Source organism: Bacillus sp. 007/AIA-02/001, from assembly GCF_004634455.1.
GTDB lineage: Bacteria > Bacillota > Bacilli > Bacillales > Bacillaceae_G > Bacillus_A > Bacillus_A cereus.
The window spans coordinates 798,993-817,782 of record NZ_SEIY01000001.1 but is presented as its reverse complement, the minus strand read 5'-3'; the positions used below and the strand labels follow the sequence as shown (position 1 = coordinate 817,782).

Below are 18,790 nucleotides of genomic sequence, written 5' to 3'. Positions count from 1 at the left end.
TTTTACCATACTTTTATTTTTTCATAATCCTAACAGAAAAAAAAGAGGAATTTGTAATATTCTTTATGAAATTGTCGGTGTTTGTATTGATTCTGTTACAGAATTAACAGGATTTACTCTTACAAGTATGACATCTTCCCCAATTTTCACAATTTCCTTCCAAGGAATTACAATCTCAACATCTTTTCCAAAAATACCTAGCATACGTGTCTGTTTGGAAATAATAACAGAACAAATTTTCCCTGTGTTCATATCAATTTCAATATCTCCAATATTCCCAATCCTTTTTCCATCTGAAATATTTATAACATCCTTCATCTGTAACTCTGAAATTCGTATCACCATTTTTATCCTCTCCCTTATATGACAAATTGGAAACTGTTTCTCATATTTACAGGAAGCCACCTACACGAAACACCATGCTAGTTTCATTATATGAACACAAATCCCCTACTATGAGCACAAACCATATTACATATAAAAAGGTCTCACCATAATTGGTGAGACCTTATCCTTGAATCGTTTTATTCATTTGTTTAATGGCTGACTTCTCTAAACGTGATACTTGCGCTTGGGAAATCCCAATTTCTTCTGCAACTTCCATCTGTGTCTTTCCTTGGAAGAAACGTTTTCTAATAATCATTTTCTCTCTATCATTTAAACGCTTCATTCCTTCTTTCAATGCTAATTCTTCAACCCACTGCTCGTCCTTTTGTTTTTCATCACTTAACTGATCCATAACAAAGATAGGATCTCCCCCATCATTATAAATCGGTTCAAATAATGAAACTGGATCTTGAATTGCATCTAAAGCAAATACTATCTCTTCATGAGTTACTTCTAGCACTTTTGCAATATCCATTGCTGTTGGTTCTTTTGAATTTTCTGCAATCAACTTTTCTCTTACTTGCAAAGCTTTATACGCAATATCTCGCAATGAGCGCGATACGCGAATCGGATTATTATCACGCAAATATCTGCGTATTTCCCCAATAATCATCGGCACAGCATACGTTGAAAATTTTACATTTTGGCCTAAATCAAAATTATCAATTGATTTCATAAGTCCGATGCAACCAACTTGAAATAAATCGTCAACATATTCTCCTCTGTTATTAAATCTTTGGATGACGCTCAGTACAAGACGTAAGTTTCCATTCACTAATTTTTCTCTTGCGCTTATCTCTCCACTTTGCATTTCACGAAATAATTTACGCATCTCTTCATTTTTTAATACTGGAAGTTTAGCTGTATCAACACCGCAAATTTCTACTTTGTTTCTCGTCAAAGTGTTCCCTCCTATCGGGAGTTGCTGTACAGTGTAAAGTATTTCCTTTGAAGGGGATTTTATGCATGTGGTTTTTTCACGATTTGTTATTTAAATTATCTTTCCTAATACAACTAAATAGAATAAGACCAGCCTACATAACGGCTGGTCTTATTCTTTACACCATTTTATTAAATTCTTTTCGTAATCTTTTTATAATTCTTTTTTCTAAACGCGAAATGTATGACTGTGAAATCCCAAGCATATCAGCCACATCTTTTTGCGTCTTTTCCTCTCCTCCAGCAAGCCCAAACCGAAGTTCCATAATTTGTTTTTCACGATCATTTAATTGGTGTAATGCTTTCATTAAAAGGTGACGATCTACAGTAGCTTCTAAATCTTTTGTAATAATATCATCATCTGTACCTAACACGTCAGACAATAACAGTTCATTCCCATCCCAATCAATGTTTAGTGGTTCATCAAAAGAAACTTCCGAACGATTTTTGTTATTTCGACGTAAATGCATTAAAATTTCATTTTCTATACAACGCGATGCATATGTTGCTAATTTTATTTTCTTTTCTGGATTAAATGTATTTACCGCTTTAATAAGGCCGATTGTTCCTATACTAATCAAATCTTCAATATTTATCCCTGTATTTTCAAACTTTCTTGCTATATATACAACGAGCCTTAAGTTACGTTCAATAAGTAATGACCTTGCTGCCTGATCTCCTTTTGGCAATTTATTCAAAAGAACTTCCTCTTCTTCTTTTGTTAACGGTGGTGGCAACGCTTCACTTCCACCAATATAATAAATTTCATCGGTCTTAATTCCTAATTTCAGCAATACTTTATACCAAAGGTATACTAAATAAAATTTTAATTTCATCATATTATCCCGCCTCTCATTATTAAGCGATTACCATTTTTTGCGAAATCAACATTTTTGGATGCACAATACATTGATACTCCCCATTAGTAGAAAGCTGTTGTGTATTTAATCCAATTAATACTTTGTTTACAACAATAGAACTACCTTCATGGTCAACTTGCACACTGTCAGGCTTAATTGCCCACAAAAATTGACTCTCTACTCCTACTGCACGGAAAGGAATTAAGCGTAATTTTGTCGCCCAACCAGAATCATTTTCTGGTATTTGAGGAATTTCTGTTTTGGAATAAATTTGTTCTGTTAACCAAGATGGTAAGCAATGTTCTAATGATGAAACATGCATAATCATAACGGGTGTTTTTGTTAATGGGTCATAAAGTTGGTTCCCACTGTCAATAAGACCTGCCAGTTCTAGTTCTTCTTCTGCTAATTGAATTTTTACTTTCACAATTTGATCATAGTGTATTTTCGTGACCTCTACGCTTTCAATACGCTTTTTAGAAAAATAATAAATTACTGGAAAACCAAAAATAACAAATAACCAACTAATTGGATCACCGTAAGAAATTGACTGAGATTGAACCAATCCATTTACCATTTCATTCGTTTGCAAAAAGAAATGAGTTCCAATTAATCCTCCGCCAACCATAAAGGTTACAAAGTAAAAAGTAAAAACAGTTTGTGCATAATTTCTAAATGTTGTAAACCCAAATGCTGTATACACAATAAGTAACGAGTACAGTAGTTTCATAATTGGATGTGTCATCATAGAAGCAAAAGGAGTAAAGGCAAAAATAACAATAGTTGAACCTATAAATGCCCCTAACACAAGCCTCCATTTTTTGATTTTCTTTTTTAACACGGTAGCTGTTAATAAAAGCAAAAGAAAATCAATGCAGGCGTTTAACAACCAAACAACGTCGGCGTAAACAACCAAACAATTCACCTCTTTTTTCAAGTTGAGACTAGTATAATGCATATCCAATAGGAAAGTGTGTCAATTTGCGGAGGTGTTTTTTTGTTATTTTGTGATTTCTAGACATAATCTGTCGGTAAAAAATAAAAGTACAAATTCATAGAATGATATACTCTTATTTTCACCAACAAAATATACCAAATAAAAAAAAGACCTGCTTAGCAGGTCTTTTCCATTTAAAAAACAAAAAAGGAGCATGAAAGCTCCTTTTTTTATCGTCTACGACGGTTACGTAAAAATGCTGGAATATCGATATCATCTGAATCTGAATGACGCTCATGTACAACTGGCTCTTCACGCTTTATTTCACGTTTTACTTCACGTTGTTTTGAAGGTTGAGCTACTGGTTGTTGCGTGTGGTTCGCATTCGGACGAATAATTGGTTTTGGTGGTTGAGTTGCAATGCTATCATCAAAACCAGTTGCAATTACAGTTACAACGATATCATCTTTTAATCCTTCGTTAATAACAGAACCGAAGATCATATTTACTTCTGGATCTGAAGCTGAAGCTACGATATCTGCCGCTTCTTGTACTTCATATAAGCTTAAGTTAGCGCCACCCGTAATGTTCATGATAACACCTTGAGCTCCATCAATAGATGTTTCTAGTAATGGACTAGAAATCGCTTTTTTCGCAGCTTCTGCAGCACGATTTTCCCCGTTACCAGAACCAATACCCATTAAAGCAGAACCTCTATTAGACATAATTGTCTTTACGTCTGCAAAGTCTAAGTTAATTAAACCTGGCGTTGCAATTAAATCCGAAATACCTTGAACACCTTGACGTAATACGTTATCAGCTTCACGGAATGCTTCTAACATTGGCGTATTTTTATCAACAATCTCTAATAAGCGATCGTTTGGAATTACAATAAGAGTATCTACATTTTCTTTAAATGCTGCAATACCAGATGCTGCTTGCGTCGCACGCTTACGTCCTTCAAAAGTAAATGGACGTGTTACAACACCAACTGTTAAAGCACCTAATTCTTTTGCAACTTGAGCAACAACTGGAGCTGCACCAGTTCCAGTTCCACCGCCCATACCGGCAGTTACGAAGACCATATCCGCACCACGAAGTGCTTCTTGGATCTGTTCTTTACTTTCTTCTGCAGCTTTTTTCCCTACTTCAGGGTTTGCGCCTGCACCAAGTCCACGCGTTAATTTTCCACCAATTTGCATTTTTGTTTCAGCTTTTGATAGATTTAATGCTTGTGCATCAGTGTTCACAGCGATAAAGTCTACACCTTGTACACCGTGTTCAATCATACGGTTTACAGCATTGTTTCCGCCACCGCCGACACCGATAACTTTTATATTCGCTAATTGATCTTGAGTAGTATCAAACTCTAACATGTCGAAATCCCCCTAGAACCTCATTTTTCGTGTCCAATTTTAATCCCATAAATAACGGAATACACGTTTTACTTTTGACATCATGCGGTCATCATTTTGATTATTATTGTTTTGATTACGAGTTTTTTGTTTCGCGGGTTGCTGTTGTACCGGCGTTGGTGCTGGTGCTGGTACTGGTTCAAAATGCTCTTGCTTTTCCTGCACATTTTTCCCACGTAATTTAGCTTTTTGATAAGAATGTTTAATTAATCCAACTCCACTTGTATATTGGGGCTCACGCACACCAATATAATCAGGAGTTGCTACACGAACATTTTCATGTAAAATATCATATGCAAGATCAAGAACACCTGGCATAGAAGCAATTCCGCCAGTTAGTACATAACCAGAAGCCACTTGCTTTACTCCTAACTTACGCACTTCATCTTGAACAAACATTAAAATTTCCTCTACACGAGCCTCTATTATATCCGATAATTCCAACTGAGAATATTGTTCTGTTTGATCACTTCCCATAATAGGAACCGTAAACATCTCTTCTTCAGATGCTGTATCATAAAAAGCATGTCCATATTTCAACTTAATTTGATCTGCATTTTCTGTTGAAGTTTTCAACCCAATCGCAATATCTTTCGTTATATGGTCTCCACCTAATGGTAATACGCTCGTCGCTTGTAACTCTCCATCTTTAAAAATAGATAAAGTTGTAGATCCTCCCCCCATATCAACAAGGGCTACTCCTCTATTTTTTTCATCTGAAGATATAGCAACTGTTGCAGCCGCTAAAGGTTGAAGACAAATATCAACAATTTCAAGACCTGCTTTTTCTACACAACGAAGTAGGTTATGTAGTAAAGTTCTCGAGCCTGTAATAAGTGTACCTTCCATTTCTAATCTTACACCGATCATCCCGCGTGGATCGTTAATCTCGTCAAGACCGTCTACGATGAACTGTCGAGGTACCACATCAATAAACTCACGCTCTGGAGCAATTGACACAACTTGTGCTGCATCTAGAACGCGTAAGACATCTTCATTCCCGATTTCACGATCTTCATTTGAAACAGCGACTACTCCGTGACAAGGAAGTAGCTGTACCTGGTTTGCATTGACACCTACTACAACTTGCTCAATGTGGATTCCCACCATGCGCTCAGCTTGTTCAATTGCTTTTTTAATTGATCGAACAGTCTCGTCTATATCAACTATCGATCCCTTCTTTAAACCATTTGATTTTACATTTCCAACACCAATAATGTTTAAGCTGTCATTAACCATTTCACCAATGATGACTTTAACATTGGATGTACCGATGTCAAGACTAACATATATTTCATTGCTGTTCATTCTTTGGCACCTCCTTCTTTATTTATACCATACAACTCAATATATGGAACAACAATCGCAACTTTACTATTTATAAGAAAAATATTCAACGTCTTTATACGTTTCCCTTTTTTAACCCTATATTTTTCTTATTTTTATTTAGCATTCAATTAAGAATATCGCAGTAAACTATGAATAACTGCTTATCTTGAAATAATTCTATTTCCAGTGTAAAGTTTACCGCCAAGTATAAGTCTACACTAAGATGTACTCATAGAAAAGTGAAACTTGTACCAATACTAGTATGAATCTAAGAATTTTTACATATTTTTCATCAAATGAACCATTCTTCTAAATTCGTATACATATAATAGAACATTCGTTTCGTTTTTTCTGCTATAAGCAACGAAAACTACCATTCTATTCTTTTTTGTCTTCCGCACCTAATTCTTTCGTATATGCACCTACTTCTAAGTCAATTAATACCTTCTTACCTGGCTCAATTGTTTTTAAAATAAGTGGATAGGCTTCCATACGTTTTGCGAAATTTTGAATCGTAGTGCTCACTTCATAACCTTCATTCATATATAAAGTAAGATGATCTTCATTCGCATTCGTTGGTGAATAGCGAATCTCCGAAATAGATTTTAAAATAGCTGGTGTTAATTTTTCTAGTTCAGCGATTAACTCCTTCATTTTCTCTTCTTTAAAAGGTTCGAAAATCGGTGCTGCAACAGGAAGTTTTCCATTAGGTAGTACATCAAGCGTTTTTCCATTTTCTAATAACGGTTGTAGTTTTCCCTCTTTATTTATATAACCAATCGTTAAATATTCTTCGATATGAATATCAATCTTGTTTGGAAAACGTTTTTTTACATTTACTGCTTTAATTTCTTTTCGCTTCGTTAAGTTTTCTTCAGCTTTATGTGCTGTCACTCGGAAATAACTTGTATCATATGTCACGCCTGAATCCTTCATTACTTGCTCATCCGTCATATAGTGATTTCCAAACACACTAATCTTTTTTATATTACTAAGCGGAGACCGAAAATAAATTAAAAAGAGCACTAATAAAAATAAAATTGATATGTATAAAATCAATCGATGATTAACATTTTTTTTGTTTTTTTTCTTTTGATTTTTCAATTTTGGTACACGATCTTGTAGTTTAATCACTTTACTATTATTCATGTACGATCCCCCTATGTAACATAAAGAACGGCATGTTCCTCATGCCGTTCTTATCTTCTTATTATAACATAAATGATAATGAGCGGAACGAATAACCGTTATCTTCCAATGATTTCTACTTCTGTGTGCATATCTACATCAAATTTATCCTTAATTGTATGTTTTATTAATTCAATTAAAGACAATACATCTTGCGCTGAAGCTCCCCCGGTATTAACAATAAAATTGCCATGCATTTCAGAAATTTGAGCTCCACCAATCCTATAACCACGAAGCCCTGCTTTTTCTACTAAATCTCCTGCAAAATGTGGGATTGGATTCCGAAATATACTTCCTGCACACGGATGATTCCATGGTTGCGTTTCACGGCGGTAGTCTTTATTATTTTGCATGCTACGTACAATTTCTTCACGTTTTCCCGCCTGTAATTGAAACTCCGCTTCTAAAACAATACCAGGACGTTTCGTTTGCAATACAGATGACCGATAAGAAAACTCCAGTTCTTTATTCGTTAACCAGGCAATTGTACCGTCTTCAAACAGAATGAGAGCCTTCGATAATACACTCGATATATCCGATTTATGTGCACCTGCATTCATATATACTGCACCACCGACACTTCCTGGAATACCGCTCGCAAACTCCAATCCAGCTAACCCTTGACGACTAAGTAAAGTTGACAATTTAATAAGAGGATATCCACTACCAACTCTTACCTTATGTTTTTCGACCTCTAAGTGATCTAATCCTTCTCCTAAACGAATAACAACACCTTCTATGCCTTGATCAGATACAAGAAGGTTTGAACCGCGACCAATTACAGTCCACTTCGTTTTGTATTGCTTTACTAACTGTAATGTTTTTTCAATACCGGCTACATGCTTTGGCACAATTAAAATGTCCGCTGGTCCACCTATTTTCATAGTTGTATAACGTGCTAACGGCTCGTTAACTAAAACACGACCAACGTCTGCTTCTATAAGCTCATTTACTAATTGTTCCATAGACAATCTCCCCCATATTAAGTCTCCTTATGACAATAATATGCAGGGCGTTCATCTAACGTTATCCCGCTATTTACGGGCAGTACAGCTCTTAAATCAAAATTCGGCGATAACAAAGAAATTAGGCGGAATCAGGATGTCAGTAAACATCCGATTAGTGAAAGATAATAATCAACGAGAGAGAATCACTCCCCACTGATTAGAGCCTCACTTTATTTTTTTACAAGCTTATTCATTACTTCATACAGCTTATTTGCTGCATCTGGAATACCTAGTTGCTTAGCCGCTAGCTTCATATTTTGTAATGTTTGTGCATTCAATAAAATCTCATCAATATCACGAATAAGCGTTTCAGCTGTTAAATCTTTTTCAAGTAACATTTTTGCCGCTCCTTTATCAACAACTGAACGTGCATTCTTTTCCTGATGATTATTTGTTACATATGGACTCGGTATTAACACACTTGGTTTTCCTAACGCTGTTAATTCTGCAAGTGTTGTTGCCCCAGCCCTTGAAACAACAAGGTCTACACCAGTTAGTACCTCTGGCATATTATGAATGAACGGCTTAATAATAACATTGCTTGGGTTCCCTTTTTGCTTCACGGCTTCCATCACTTTATCATAATGTACTTCACCCGTTACATATAGTATTTCGTAGCTTTTGTTCCCAAACTGTTCAATTGCTTCAACGAAGGCATCGTTAATCGGTCTAGCCCCACGACTTCCACCAAATATAAGTACAGACTTTTTAGGAAGAGAAAGCCCAACTGAACGTTTCCCCTTCATTCCATTTTGATCCATTACCTCTGATGCTCGTGGATTACCTGTCATTACCACTTTTGACTCTGGAAAATGCTCTATAGCTGCTTCAAAACAAACAGCAACTTTATCAACATAACGGCTTAAAAACTTGTTCGTTACACCTGGTACACTATTTTGTTCATGTACAATAGTTGGAATACCTAATTTGGCTGCAGCGTATACAACTGGTCCACATACATATCCACCCGTTCCAATTACAATATCCGGATTAAAACGACGAATATATCGTTTACTATCCTGTACACCTTTTAGAAAACGCATTACTGTTTTCACATTATCTAATGATATTTTTCGTTTAAATCCACTTATAACAATAGATTGAAATGGTATACCTGCTTTTGGAACGATTGTACTCTCTAGTCCATTTTCCGTACCAATATATAAAAATCTTGCTTCTGGATTTAACTTTTTTATTTCTCTAATTAAAGCAAGAGCTGGATAAATATGACCACCAGTACCCCCACCACTCACTAATACACGCACTACTAACTCCTCCGCTTCTCTTTTCTTATTTCCATTATATTTATTTCTATATACATATTGCATTTTTACACACATACGAAAAACCCTGTCTTATAAACAGGGTTTAGTAGCGAGAATGGCGACTTATATTTAATAATACACCTACTGCCATTAACATTAATGTCAAACTTGATCCACCATAACTTAAAAACGGCAAGGTAATACCCGTAACAGGCATCAGTCCTGTTACAACACCAACATTAATCATTACTTGAATCGCAATCATCGCCACAATACCTACTGCTAAAAACGTACCATATAAATCTGGCGCTCCTAATGCGATACGAATCCCGCGCCATAATAATAGACTAAATAATAATAACACAAATGAACCACCAATAAAACCTAATTCCTCGGATAAGATCGCAAATATAAAGTCAGTTTGCGGTTCAGGTAAATAAAGAAATTTTTGTCTACTTTGTCCAAGTCCAAGCCCAAATAATCCACCAGGTCCAATTGCAAGTAATGATTGGATAATTTGAAATCCACTTCCGAGCGGATCTGACCACGGATCTAAATATGATGTAATGCGTTTCATTCGATACGGTGCTGATGCAATTAACCCTACAAATCCTGCTACACCAATCAAACCAAACATTGCAAAGTGAAAGACCCTCGCTCCCGAAATGAATATCATAATGATACATGTCCCAACCATTACCGTTCCTGTCCCAAGGTCTGGCTGTAACATAATCATCCCAAAAGCAAGAAAAACAAAACTAAGAGCCGGTAATAAACCACGTTTAAAAGATGTAATCAATTTTTGACGTTCTGCTAAAAACTTTGCCAAGAAAATAATCATCGCAAACTTCATAAATTCTGACGGTTGAATCGAAAATGCTCCGATTCCAATCCAACTTCGTGCTCCTCCTCGAACAAGACCTACTCCAGGAATAAGAACGAGAATAAGAAGAATGAAGCAAACTAGCAAAATCACTTTTGAATACGTACGCCACACCCAATAATCAATTTTCATAATAAAAAACATAGCTACTACACCAAGACCCGCAAACAGTAATTGTCTTTTTGCAAAAAAGAATGAGTCCCCCATTTTATAAGAGGCCCAAACTGCACTCGCACTATAAACCATAATCATTCCGATTGTCAACAATGAAAGTGTTACGATGATGAGAATAAAATCAGGCGTTTTCTTCATTACCCACAAACACCACCTCTTTAGGCAGAACCTTTTGCCCTATGTAACAAAACATCAGTAGGTGTTAGCCTACTGATGTTTTGATTTACTTTATATAAGTTTATGCACAGCTTGTATAAAAATGTCTCCTCTTTCTTCAAATGTTTTAAATTGATCCCAGCTTGCACACGCTGGAGAAAGAAGAACGACATCGCCATCTTTAGAATGAGCATAAGCCTTCACCACTGCTTCATCTAAAGTATCGACACTTTCAATTATATCTAATCCCGCTTTTTCTGCCGCTCTTACTAGTTTGGGAGCTGTTTGTCCAAATGTTACAATCGCTTTTACATTTTTGAAATACGGAATTAAATCATCGAATTCATTTCCGCGATCAAGCCCACCTGCTAGTAACACAATCGGTTGTGTAAACGCAGATAGTGCTTTCTCAGTCGCTAACATATTCGTTGCTTTTGAATCGTTATAAAACTTACGGTTGTTAATCGTTGTTACATATTCTAAACGATGTTTTACACCCGTAAAACGTTTTAACACGACCGTAATTGCTTCATTAGAAGTACCTAATAATTTCGCAATACTCATCGCAGCTAAAATATTTTCTAGATTATGTTGACCAGGTAAAACGATATCGCTTACTTCAACAACTTTTTCACCTTTGAAATAAAGAGCGTTATCTTTTATACACGCGCCATCTTCAATTTCTTTCGTTGTCGAAAACAGGATTTTTTGACCTTTAGAATACGCAGACAAAGCCATCACATCTGCATCATCCGCATTTATTACACTATAATCATTTTCTGTTTGGTTTTTAAAAATATTTGCTTTCGCTAAACCATATTCTTTCTTCGTCCCATGATAATCTAAGTGGGCCTCAAATAAATTTAAAAACGCAGCAATTTTAGGTTGGAACAATTCTACTCCCATCAATTGAAACGATGAAAGTTCTGTAACTACAACTTCATTTTCTTTTGCATCCTGTGCTACTTCACACGCTACAGTTCCAATGTTCCCTGCAATTACAGGATGCTTTTGTCCTTCTTTTAGCATTTCAAATGTCAGCATTGTCGTCGTCGTTTTACCGTTAGACCCCGTAATCCCAACAAATGGTGCTTCTGAAATACGATATGCTAATTCAACTTCCGTAACAATCGGAATTTGCTTTTCTTTCGCAGCAACTAATATTGGATTAGAATACGGGATTCCTGGATTTTTTACTACAAGAGAAATATTTCTCTCTAATAATTCTAAAGGATGACCACCGCATACAACGTCCATTCCTTTTGCTTGTAATTCTGCAGCAAGTACATTCTCTGCTAAAGGCTTTCCGTCATTTACAATAACATTTGCCCCTAACTTTTGTAACAATGTAGCTGCTGCATAACCACTTTTTGCAATGCCTAATACAAGAATATTCTTATTTTGAAATTCAGTTACAGTTTTCAATTACATCCACACCCCGATATAAATTCCTAACACAGCTAATAAAAATCCTGCAGACCAAAACGTCACAACAACACGCCACTCTGACCAACCACATAATTCATAATGATGGTGTAATGGACTCATTTTAAAGACACGTTTTCCTGTTGTTTTAAATGAAATGACCTGAATGATAACCGATAAAGTTTCCATTACGAATACTCCGCCGATAATTACAAGTAGCAATTCTTGTTTTAATAAAATCGCTACAGCTGCAATGGCTCCACCTAAAGCTAATGAACCTGTATCTCCCATAAACACTTTTGCTGGATTCGCATTGAATACTAAAAATCCAAGTACAGCTCCTACAACTGCCATACAGAATATCGCCACTCCAAATTGCTCTTGTGCCACAGCAATAATACTAAATGCTCCAAATGCAATAGCAGCTGTTCCTGATAATAAACCATCTAAACCGTCAGTTAAGTTAACTGCATTTGATCCACCAATAAGCATAAATAGTACAAGTACGAAATACGCCCAACCTAATTCAAACTTAACATCCGTTCCCGGAATCATGATGTATGTGTGGAACGCTTGCCCTTTTCCAATTAAAAAGAATGCAATAGCAATAACAAGCTGACCTACTAATTTTTGTTTTGATGTTAAACCAAGATTTCTCTTCTTAACTACCTTTATGTAGTCATCTAAAAATCCAATCAAGCCGTAACCAAACGTCACTAATAGTAATAACGAAACCTCTGCACCTAAATAATTAAACTTAATCGCCATAATAAGTGAAGTTACCATCATAGATACGTATATGACGATACCACCCATTGTCGGTGTCCCTGATTTTTTTTGATGTGACTTTGGTCCCTCATCACGAATACTCTGTCCGAACTTTAATTTTCTTAAAAATGGAATAAACAATGGCGAAAGGGCAACAGAAATTAAGAATGCTACCCCAGCCGTTACTAATAAACCTTGCTCAAGCACATGTAGTCCTCCTCTCACGTTGTTACTCTTCGTTGCTTAAACGCCCTTTAATTGCTTCTTTAGCAACTTCACGATCATCAAAATGATGAACTTCTTTACCAATAATTTGATACGTTTCATGACCCTTACCAGCAATAATAATGATATCATCTGCTTTCGCTTTAGTGATTGCATGGTGTATCGCTTCTTTTCTATCAATAATCACTTCATAATTTTTCCCACTTGCACCATGTACCATATCATCTAAAATAGCCGCTGGATCTTCACTTCTTGGATTATCTGATGTGTAAATTGCATGAGTTGCATATTTTGTTGCAACACTTGCCATTATCGGTCTCTTCGTTCGGTCCCTATCGCCGCCACAACCAACGATACAATACACATCACCTTTTGCAAATTGTTTTGCAGTTTTTAATACATTTTCTAAACTATCCGGCGTATGTGCGTAATCAACAATAACTGTATAATTTTGTCCTCCATCAACAACTTCAAAACGCCCTGGAACCCCAGCTAGTTCTTTTATAACAGCAATGATTGTTTCTAATTTCACACCCGAAACAAGTCCTGCTGCTGTTGCTGCAAGTACGTTATATACATTAAATTTACCTATTAATTTCATCGTAACATTTACACTTTCATATGGTGTGACAAGCGTAAATGTAGTCCCGCCACTCGTCATAACGATATTTTTTGCCATAATGTCACTTGTTGTATCAATACCATATGTTACAACTGTTGCTGCAGTACTTCTCATATACTCTTCTGTTACATTATCATCGCTATTCAGCACAGCGTACTTTTCACGATTATGATTATAACTATTGCCAAGCTGTGCAAATAGTAACCCTTTTGCATGTTTATATTCTTCCATCGTTTTATGATAGTCTAAATGATCTTGTGTTAAATTCGTAAACACCGCTACATCGTAATCACATCCGTGTACACGACCAAGATCTAACGCATGTGACGAAACTTCCATTACCGTGCTGTCCACACCTTGTTCAACCATTTTTGAAAACGTCTGTTGAAGTGTTAGTGCATCTGGTGTTGTATTTTTCACCTCAAATGTTTCATCACCGATTTTCATATTAATCGTTCCAATTAGCCCTGTTTTATGACCATGTGCTCGCATAATCTCATCCATAATATGCGATGTTGTTGTCTTTCCATTTGTACCTGTAATTCCGATTAAATGTAACTTGTGTGTCGGTTGACCATAAAAATAATCAGCTAAAACCGCTAACGAACGAAAAGTATTTTTCACAAGTACAACTGGAACGTCAACATCAATTGGTCTTTCCGCAACAATAGCAGCCGCTCCTTGTGCCGCTGCTTGCTTAGCAAAATCATGGCTATCAACCGTATATCCTTTCATACATACAAATAAGCTTCCCTCTTTCACTTTACGTGAATCAGCTTCTATAGATGTGATTTCTGGATTTTCTTTTGGAACAACTGGAAAATCATGCAAACATGATACAAGTGTATGCAACTTCATTTCACTAAACCCTCTCTACATTGTTTATTTATCTTTTTTCAGTAAGCAACACATTACCTCCTATATAAGGAGGTAAGTGCTACTGACCTATTTATGAATGAGACACTTACTGTCTCAAATTAAGTAACTGTTCTATAAAGAACTCACTTCCACCAATTGTACCATAAAACGTACTATGTTACCTTTAATTCCCGAAGTAAATTCTAATTTTTGAGCCTTCTTTTACTTTAGCTCCCGCTTCTGGTGATTGTTTAATTACTTTCTCTCCATCTCCACTTATATCAAGCTTCAAATCGACGAGTTGTGTTTGTAAGTCTTTCTTTTTCATTCCAATTAAATTCGGAACTTCCACAGTTGGTGTATCGCCCCATTTATATTCTTTCTCAACTTGTTCTTTTCTCGGTTTCACTCCCATAACAGGAAGCGCATCTCGAAGGATATTCCCGACAATCGGAGCTGCTACCACTCCACCAAACTGTGTAACCCCTTTTGGATTATCAACAGCTACATACACAACAATCTCTGGATCATCCGCTGGAGCAAATCCGATAAAAGATACTATATAATTATTCTCTAAATATTTACCATCCTTCACCTTTTGAGCAGTACCCGTTTTTCCACCTACGCGATATCCATCAATATAAGCACCTTTACCAGAACCTTTCGCTACAACATTCTCTAATGCATAACGAACTTTTTCTGAAGTTTCCTTGGAAATAACTTTTCTTTTCTCAACAGGTGTCTTTTTACTAACAACTTGATTATTTTTCGGATCAATAAACTCCTTAGCTATATACGGCTGATACAATGTTCCACCATTTACAGCCGCCGCTACAGCTGCTACTTGTTGAATCGGCGTAACAGAAACTCCTTGGCCGAATGAAGTTGTTGCTTGCTCTACTGGACCAACTTTATCTAAATTAAATAAAATCCCACTGCCTTCACCTTGCAAGTCAATTCCAGTCTTCTGCCCAAAACCAAAATTACGAATGTATTTAAATAATCGGTCTTTACCAAGGCGATCACCAAGTTCAATAAATCCCGGGTTACATGAGTTTTGAACGACTTCTAAAAACGTTTGACTGCCATGACCTCCTGCTTTCCAGCATTTCAATCTAGCTCCACCTACTTCAGCTGCTCCATCATCATAAAACGTATCCTTCTCTAAGTCTACTAAATTTTCATTCAATGCTGCAGCTAATGTAATGATCTTAAATGTTGAACCAGGCTCATACGTACTCCATACAGGTAGATTTCTGTTATACACTTCTGGAGAGACACTTTGAAAATCCGCTGGGTCAAAACTCGGTCGACTAGACATCCCTAAAACTTCACCATTTTTAGGGTTCATTGCAATCGCAATCATACCGTCAGGATTATAAGTTGACTCCGCAATATTCATTTCTCTTTCCATAATCCTTGTAATACGCGCATCGATTGTTAATCCTAAATTTAAACCGGCTTCTGGCTTTTTGAAATCATCACCAACATTAGGCATCCTTTGTCCTTTCGCATCTGCAAAAAAACGCACATGACCTTTGTCCCCATTTAGCTCTTTATCATAATATTTTTCTAGTCCCATAAGACCTTGGTTATCGCTACCTGCAAAACCTAATACATGTGATAAAAAGTTTCCAAATGGATAGTACCGGATAGAATCCTCTGCGATATACACGCCCTTCAGACTTAATCCTCGTACTTCTTTCGCTTTGTCATGTGATATTTTCCTTCCGCCTTTATCTAACCTTACAATCGATTCTTTTTTTGTAATCCTTTTATAAATCTCATCTTTTTCCACACCTAATACTGCAGCTAACTTCTCTGCAGTCTCCGCTGGTTTTTCAATTTGCCTCGGTACAACAAAGACAGTTGGAGCACTTTTATTCGTGGCAAGTTCCACACCATTTCGGTCTAAAATTTTCCCACGTTCGGGTTCGAAAGTAATATTACGACTCCATGAATCTTTCGCACGATCCGTTAACATATTCCCAAGAAAAAATTGCACATATCCAAGACGAATATCGATAATCGTGAAAATAAGTATACCTGATATAAGTATAAAAATAAGTCGTTTTCTAACTGTTACATTTGATACACGCATATTGGAACAAGCCTCCCTTACGCCTAGCTTGTTCCAATATATGCTTGTACTTATTTAATTAGAACTTATTCTCTTTTACCATTACGGCTTTTCTGCTTCTTGCTGTGGTTCGAGTGGCGGTACGAGTGTGACACCTAATTCTGTACCAGGTTGTAATAATGTTCCTTCCGCCACACTTTGTTCTGTTACGTATCCTGTACCAGAAGGTTTCAAGTTAAGCTGTAATGTCTTCGCTAAATTCATAACATCACGCAGTGCCCATCCTTGTATATTTGGCATTGTAGGCTTATCTCCTACCAAGAAGACTCGGTCGCCTTTTAATGTTTGTTCAGTCGCTTTTGGTACTTGTTGCTGTACTTTCCCTTCACCTAGTACGATTGGACGAAGTTTTGCTTTATCAATCGCTTTCCCCGCTTCAGCCATCGTTTTACCATTTACATCCGGAACAGTAGTTTGTTGTTCTTTCAGATGTTTTTTCGGATCTTTAACTTCATTTGGCTTAATCTTTAAATACTCTAAACTATTTTTTGTTACATATTTAAAAATATCAGCTAACGGTTGTGCACCGTTCTCATCATCTTTTAATTTAGGCTGTTTAACAGCTACATACACAACAAGTTGTGGATCGTCCATTGGTGCCATACCTAAGAATGAGAATATATAATTCTGTCTCCCTGTCATATAGCCGCCTTTTCCATCCGGAATTTGCGCTGTACCTGTTTTACCACCAACTGAATATCCATCAATTTTATAAGCTGTCCCTGTACCTTTCGGAGATGTAACAACACGTTCTAATAATTGTCTTACTTGCGCTGCTGTTTCCTTTGTAACAGGTTTTCCTACTTCTTCTGGCTTATGTTCTAATTTTACTTTGTCTGTTATCGGATCTACAATTTTATCAATTGCATAAGGTTTCATCATTTTCCCATCATTTGCAATGGCCGTTGCAGCTTGTACAAGCTGAATTGGTGTTACAGTGGAACCTTGTCCAAAAGCTGTTGTCACTTGTTGTATTTGCTGATCAAATAAAATTGTATTCGATCCTTCACCTGATAAATCAATGTTCGTTTTTTCATCTAATCCAAAACTATGAATATATTTTCGGAAACGTTCTGGACCAAGTTTTTGATCTCCTAAAATTGCAAACGCTACGTTTGAAGAACGCTCTACCCCTTCATCAAACGTGATAGAGCCCCAACCAGCACCACCGTTATGATCTTTTATTTTCCTATTTCCGACTTGATATGTCCCGGACTGATAATAATCTTGGCCTTTGTACACACCTTCATTAATAGCTGCCGCTAACGTGAAAATTTTCATTGTTGATCCAGGTTCAAATGCATTGGCAATTGCGTCATTGAAGAAATATTTAATTTGACGATCATTAGGGTCATAACTAGGTTTAGTAGACATCGCTAATATTTTCCCAGTTTTCGGATCTGCAACAATCCCTATTAAACTTTCTGGCTCATATTGCTTACTTGCTGCTTTCATCGCGTCTTCTAAATAACTTTGGACACGTTGATCGATTGTTAAATAAGCGTTATCTCCATTTTTAGGTGCCTTTACATTAACTTTTCCCCCATCAAGGGACACACCTTTACGATCACCTGTATATGCTACTTCTCCGTTCGAGGCACTTAAGTATTTATCCAAGCTTTTCTCTATGCCAAATTGACCTACCGAGGTTCCATTCTCATTTGGTTTTGCATGACCTATAACGTAAGATGCAAAATCACCGTTTGGATACACCCTTGCATTTTCTGTAATAAAAGATATTCCCGGCAACTTCAACGCTTCTATTTGTTCCTTCTTTTCTTTCGTCAAATCCTTGCCTAACGTTCCAAATTCGACTTGACTTCTACCTTCCTTATTTAAAGCAGCTAAAATATCCTCTTCGCCTTTTCCAAGTACTCCTGCAATTTTCTTTGCAGTATCTTCTTTATTCTCAACTGAGTTAGCACCTTTTAGTGCAGCTACCATTTTGTAAGAGTTTGCGTCTTGCGCTAACACATGACCGTTTTGATCATAAATGGTTCCTCGGTTCGCTTCAAGAACTCCTTTTTTACTATGCTTTTGTTTAGCAAGTGCATCTAAATCCTGATTATGAACTGTTCCTGTTGATTGTATGTAAAAAAATCGGGCTAATAACAGCAAAAAGAGCAGGAGGAAAAATATCATAAAATAACCTGCTCCCTTATTGGTATGAAATTTAGTCATATTCTTCTTCATCGTTCCTTCACACCTATTG

At 36.5% G+C, this 18,790-nt stretch carries 15 protein-coding genes; all 15 read right to left on the bottom strand.

Going from position 1 to position 18,790, the window contains the following annotated elements; genetic code table 11:
* Nucleotides 1–63 precede the first annotated feature (63 nt).
* The 15 genes from ES895_RS04470 to ES895_RS04400 all read right to left on the bottom strand — a co-directional run bounded on the left by ES895_RS04470 (nt 64) and on the right by ES895_RS04400 (nt 18,771).
* On the bottom strand, nt 64–345 hold the full coding sequence (locus tag ES895_RS04470) for a YlmC/YmxH family sporulation protein (RefSeq protein ID WP_000236745.1): 282 nt from the start codon (nt 343–345) through the stop codon (nt 64–66).
* A gap of 163 nt (nt 346–508) precedes the next feature.
* Nucleotides 509–1,288 carry an RNA polymerase sporulation sigma factor SigG gene (gene sigG, locus ES895_RS04465; RefSeq protein WP_000197755.1) on the bottom strand — a complete coding sequence of 260 codons (780 nt, stop codon included), beginning with the start codon at nt 1,286–1,288 and terminating at the stop codon, nt 509–511.
* A 157-nt stretch (nt 1,289–1,445) separates the two neighbouring features.
* Nucleotides 1,446–2,165 (bottom strand): RNA polymerase sporulation sigma factor SigE, encoded by a 720-nt coding sequence (gene sigE, locus ES895_RS04460; protein WP_000976948.1) that lies wholly within the window; start codon nt 2,163–2,165, stop codon nt 1,446–1,448.
* A 19-nt stretch (nt 2,166–2,184) separates the two neighbouring features.
* Complete coding sequence (gene spoIIGA / locus ES895_RS04455; protein ID WP_000261970.1) at nt 2,185–3,102, bottom strand: sigma-E processing peptidase SpoIIGA; 918 nt, start codon at nt 3,100–3,102, stop codon at nt 2,185–2,187.
* Between the two features lie 251 nt (nt 3,103–3,353).
* Nucleotides 3,354–4,499: a cell division protein FtsZ gene (gene ftsZ, locus ES895_RS04450; RefSeq protein WP_135238170.1), complete on the bottom strand. Its 1,146-nt coding sequence runs from the start codon at nt 4,497–4,499 to the stop codon at nt 3,354–3,356.
* Between the two features lie 39 nt (nt 4,500–4,538).
* Nucleotides 4,539–5,846 carry a cell division protein FtsA gene (ftsA, locus tag ES895_RS04445; RefSeq protein ID WP_001087557.1) on the bottom strand — a complete coding sequence of 436 codons (1,308 nt, stop codon included), beginning with the start codon at nt 5,844–5,846 and terminating at the stop codon, nt 4,539–4,541.
* Between the two features lie 399 nt (nt 5,847–6,245).
* A complete protein-coding gene (divIB, locus tag ES895_RS04440) occupies nt 6,246–7,016 on the bottom strand; it encodes a cell division protein DivIB (RefSeq protein ID WP_001065788.1) in 771 nt (256 codons plus the stop codon).
* Nucleotides 7,017–7,114: 98 nt separating this feature from the next.
* Nucleotides 7,115–8,020 carry a UDP-N-acetylmuramate dehydrogenase gene (murB, locus tag ES895_RS04435; RefSeq protein WP_000437021.1) on the bottom strand — a complete coding sequence of 302 codons (906 nt, stop codon included), beginning with the start codon at nt 8,018–8,020 and terminating at the stop codon, nt 7,115–7,117.
* Nucleotides 8,021–8,232: 212 nt separating this feature from the next.
* Nucleotides 8,233–9,327 carry an undecaprenyldiphospho-muramoylpentapeptide beta-N-acetylglucosaminyltransferase gene (gene murG, locus ES895_RS04430; protein WP_021728036.1) on the bottom strand — a complete coding sequence of 365 codons (1,095 nt, stop codon included), beginning with the start codon at nt 9,325–9,327 and terminating at the stop codon, nt 8,233–8,235.
* A gap of 103 nt (nt 9,328–9,430) precedes the next feature.
* The gene (gene spoVE / locus ES895_RS04425) at nt 9,431–10,522 is read right to left on the bottom strand and encodes a stage V sporulation protein E (RefSeq protein WP_000753520.1); all 1,092 of its coding nucleotides are present in this window, start codon (nt 10,520–10,522) and stop codon (nt 9,431–9,433) included.
* 90 nt (nt 10,523–10,612) lie between these two features.
* Entirely contained in the window at nt 10,613–11,965 is a 1,353-nt protein-coding gene (gene murD / locus ES895_RS04420; RefSeq protein ID WP_000860116.1) for a UDP-N-acetylmuramoyl-L-alanine--D-glutamate ligase, read from the bottom strand.
* Nucleotides 11,966–12,940: a phospho-N-acetylmuramoyl-pentapeptide-transferase gene (gene mraY / locus ES895_RS04415; protein WP_000893060.1), complete on the bottom strand. Its 975-nt coding sequence runs from the start codon at nt 12,938–12,940 to the stop codon at nt 11,966–11,968. It lies immediately after the preceding gene.
* A 22-nt stretch (nt 12,941–12,962) separates the two neighbouring features.
* Entirely contained in the window at nt 12,963–14,438 is a 1,476-nt protein-coding gene (gene murE, locus ES895_RS04410) for a UDP-N-acetylmuramoyl-L-alanyl-D-glutamate--2,6-diaminopimelate ligase (protein ID WP_000766316.1), read from the bottom strand.
* 184 nt (nt 14,439–14,622) lie between these two features.
* Complete coding sequence (locus ES895_RS04405; RefSeq protein WP_001266237.1) at nt 14,623–16,539, bottom strand: stage V sporulation protein D; 1,917 nt, start codon at nt 16,537–16,539, stop codon at nt 14,623–14,625.
* 81 nt (nt 16,540–16,620) lie between these two features.
* The gene (locus tag ES895_RS04400; protein WP_481747512.1) at nt 16,621–18,771 is read right to left on the bottom strand and encodes a penicillin-binding protein; all 2,151 of its coding nucleotides are present in this window, start codon (nt 18,769–18,771) and stop codon (nt 16,621–16,623) included.
* Between the last annotated feature and the right edge of the window lie 19 nt (nt 18,772–18,790).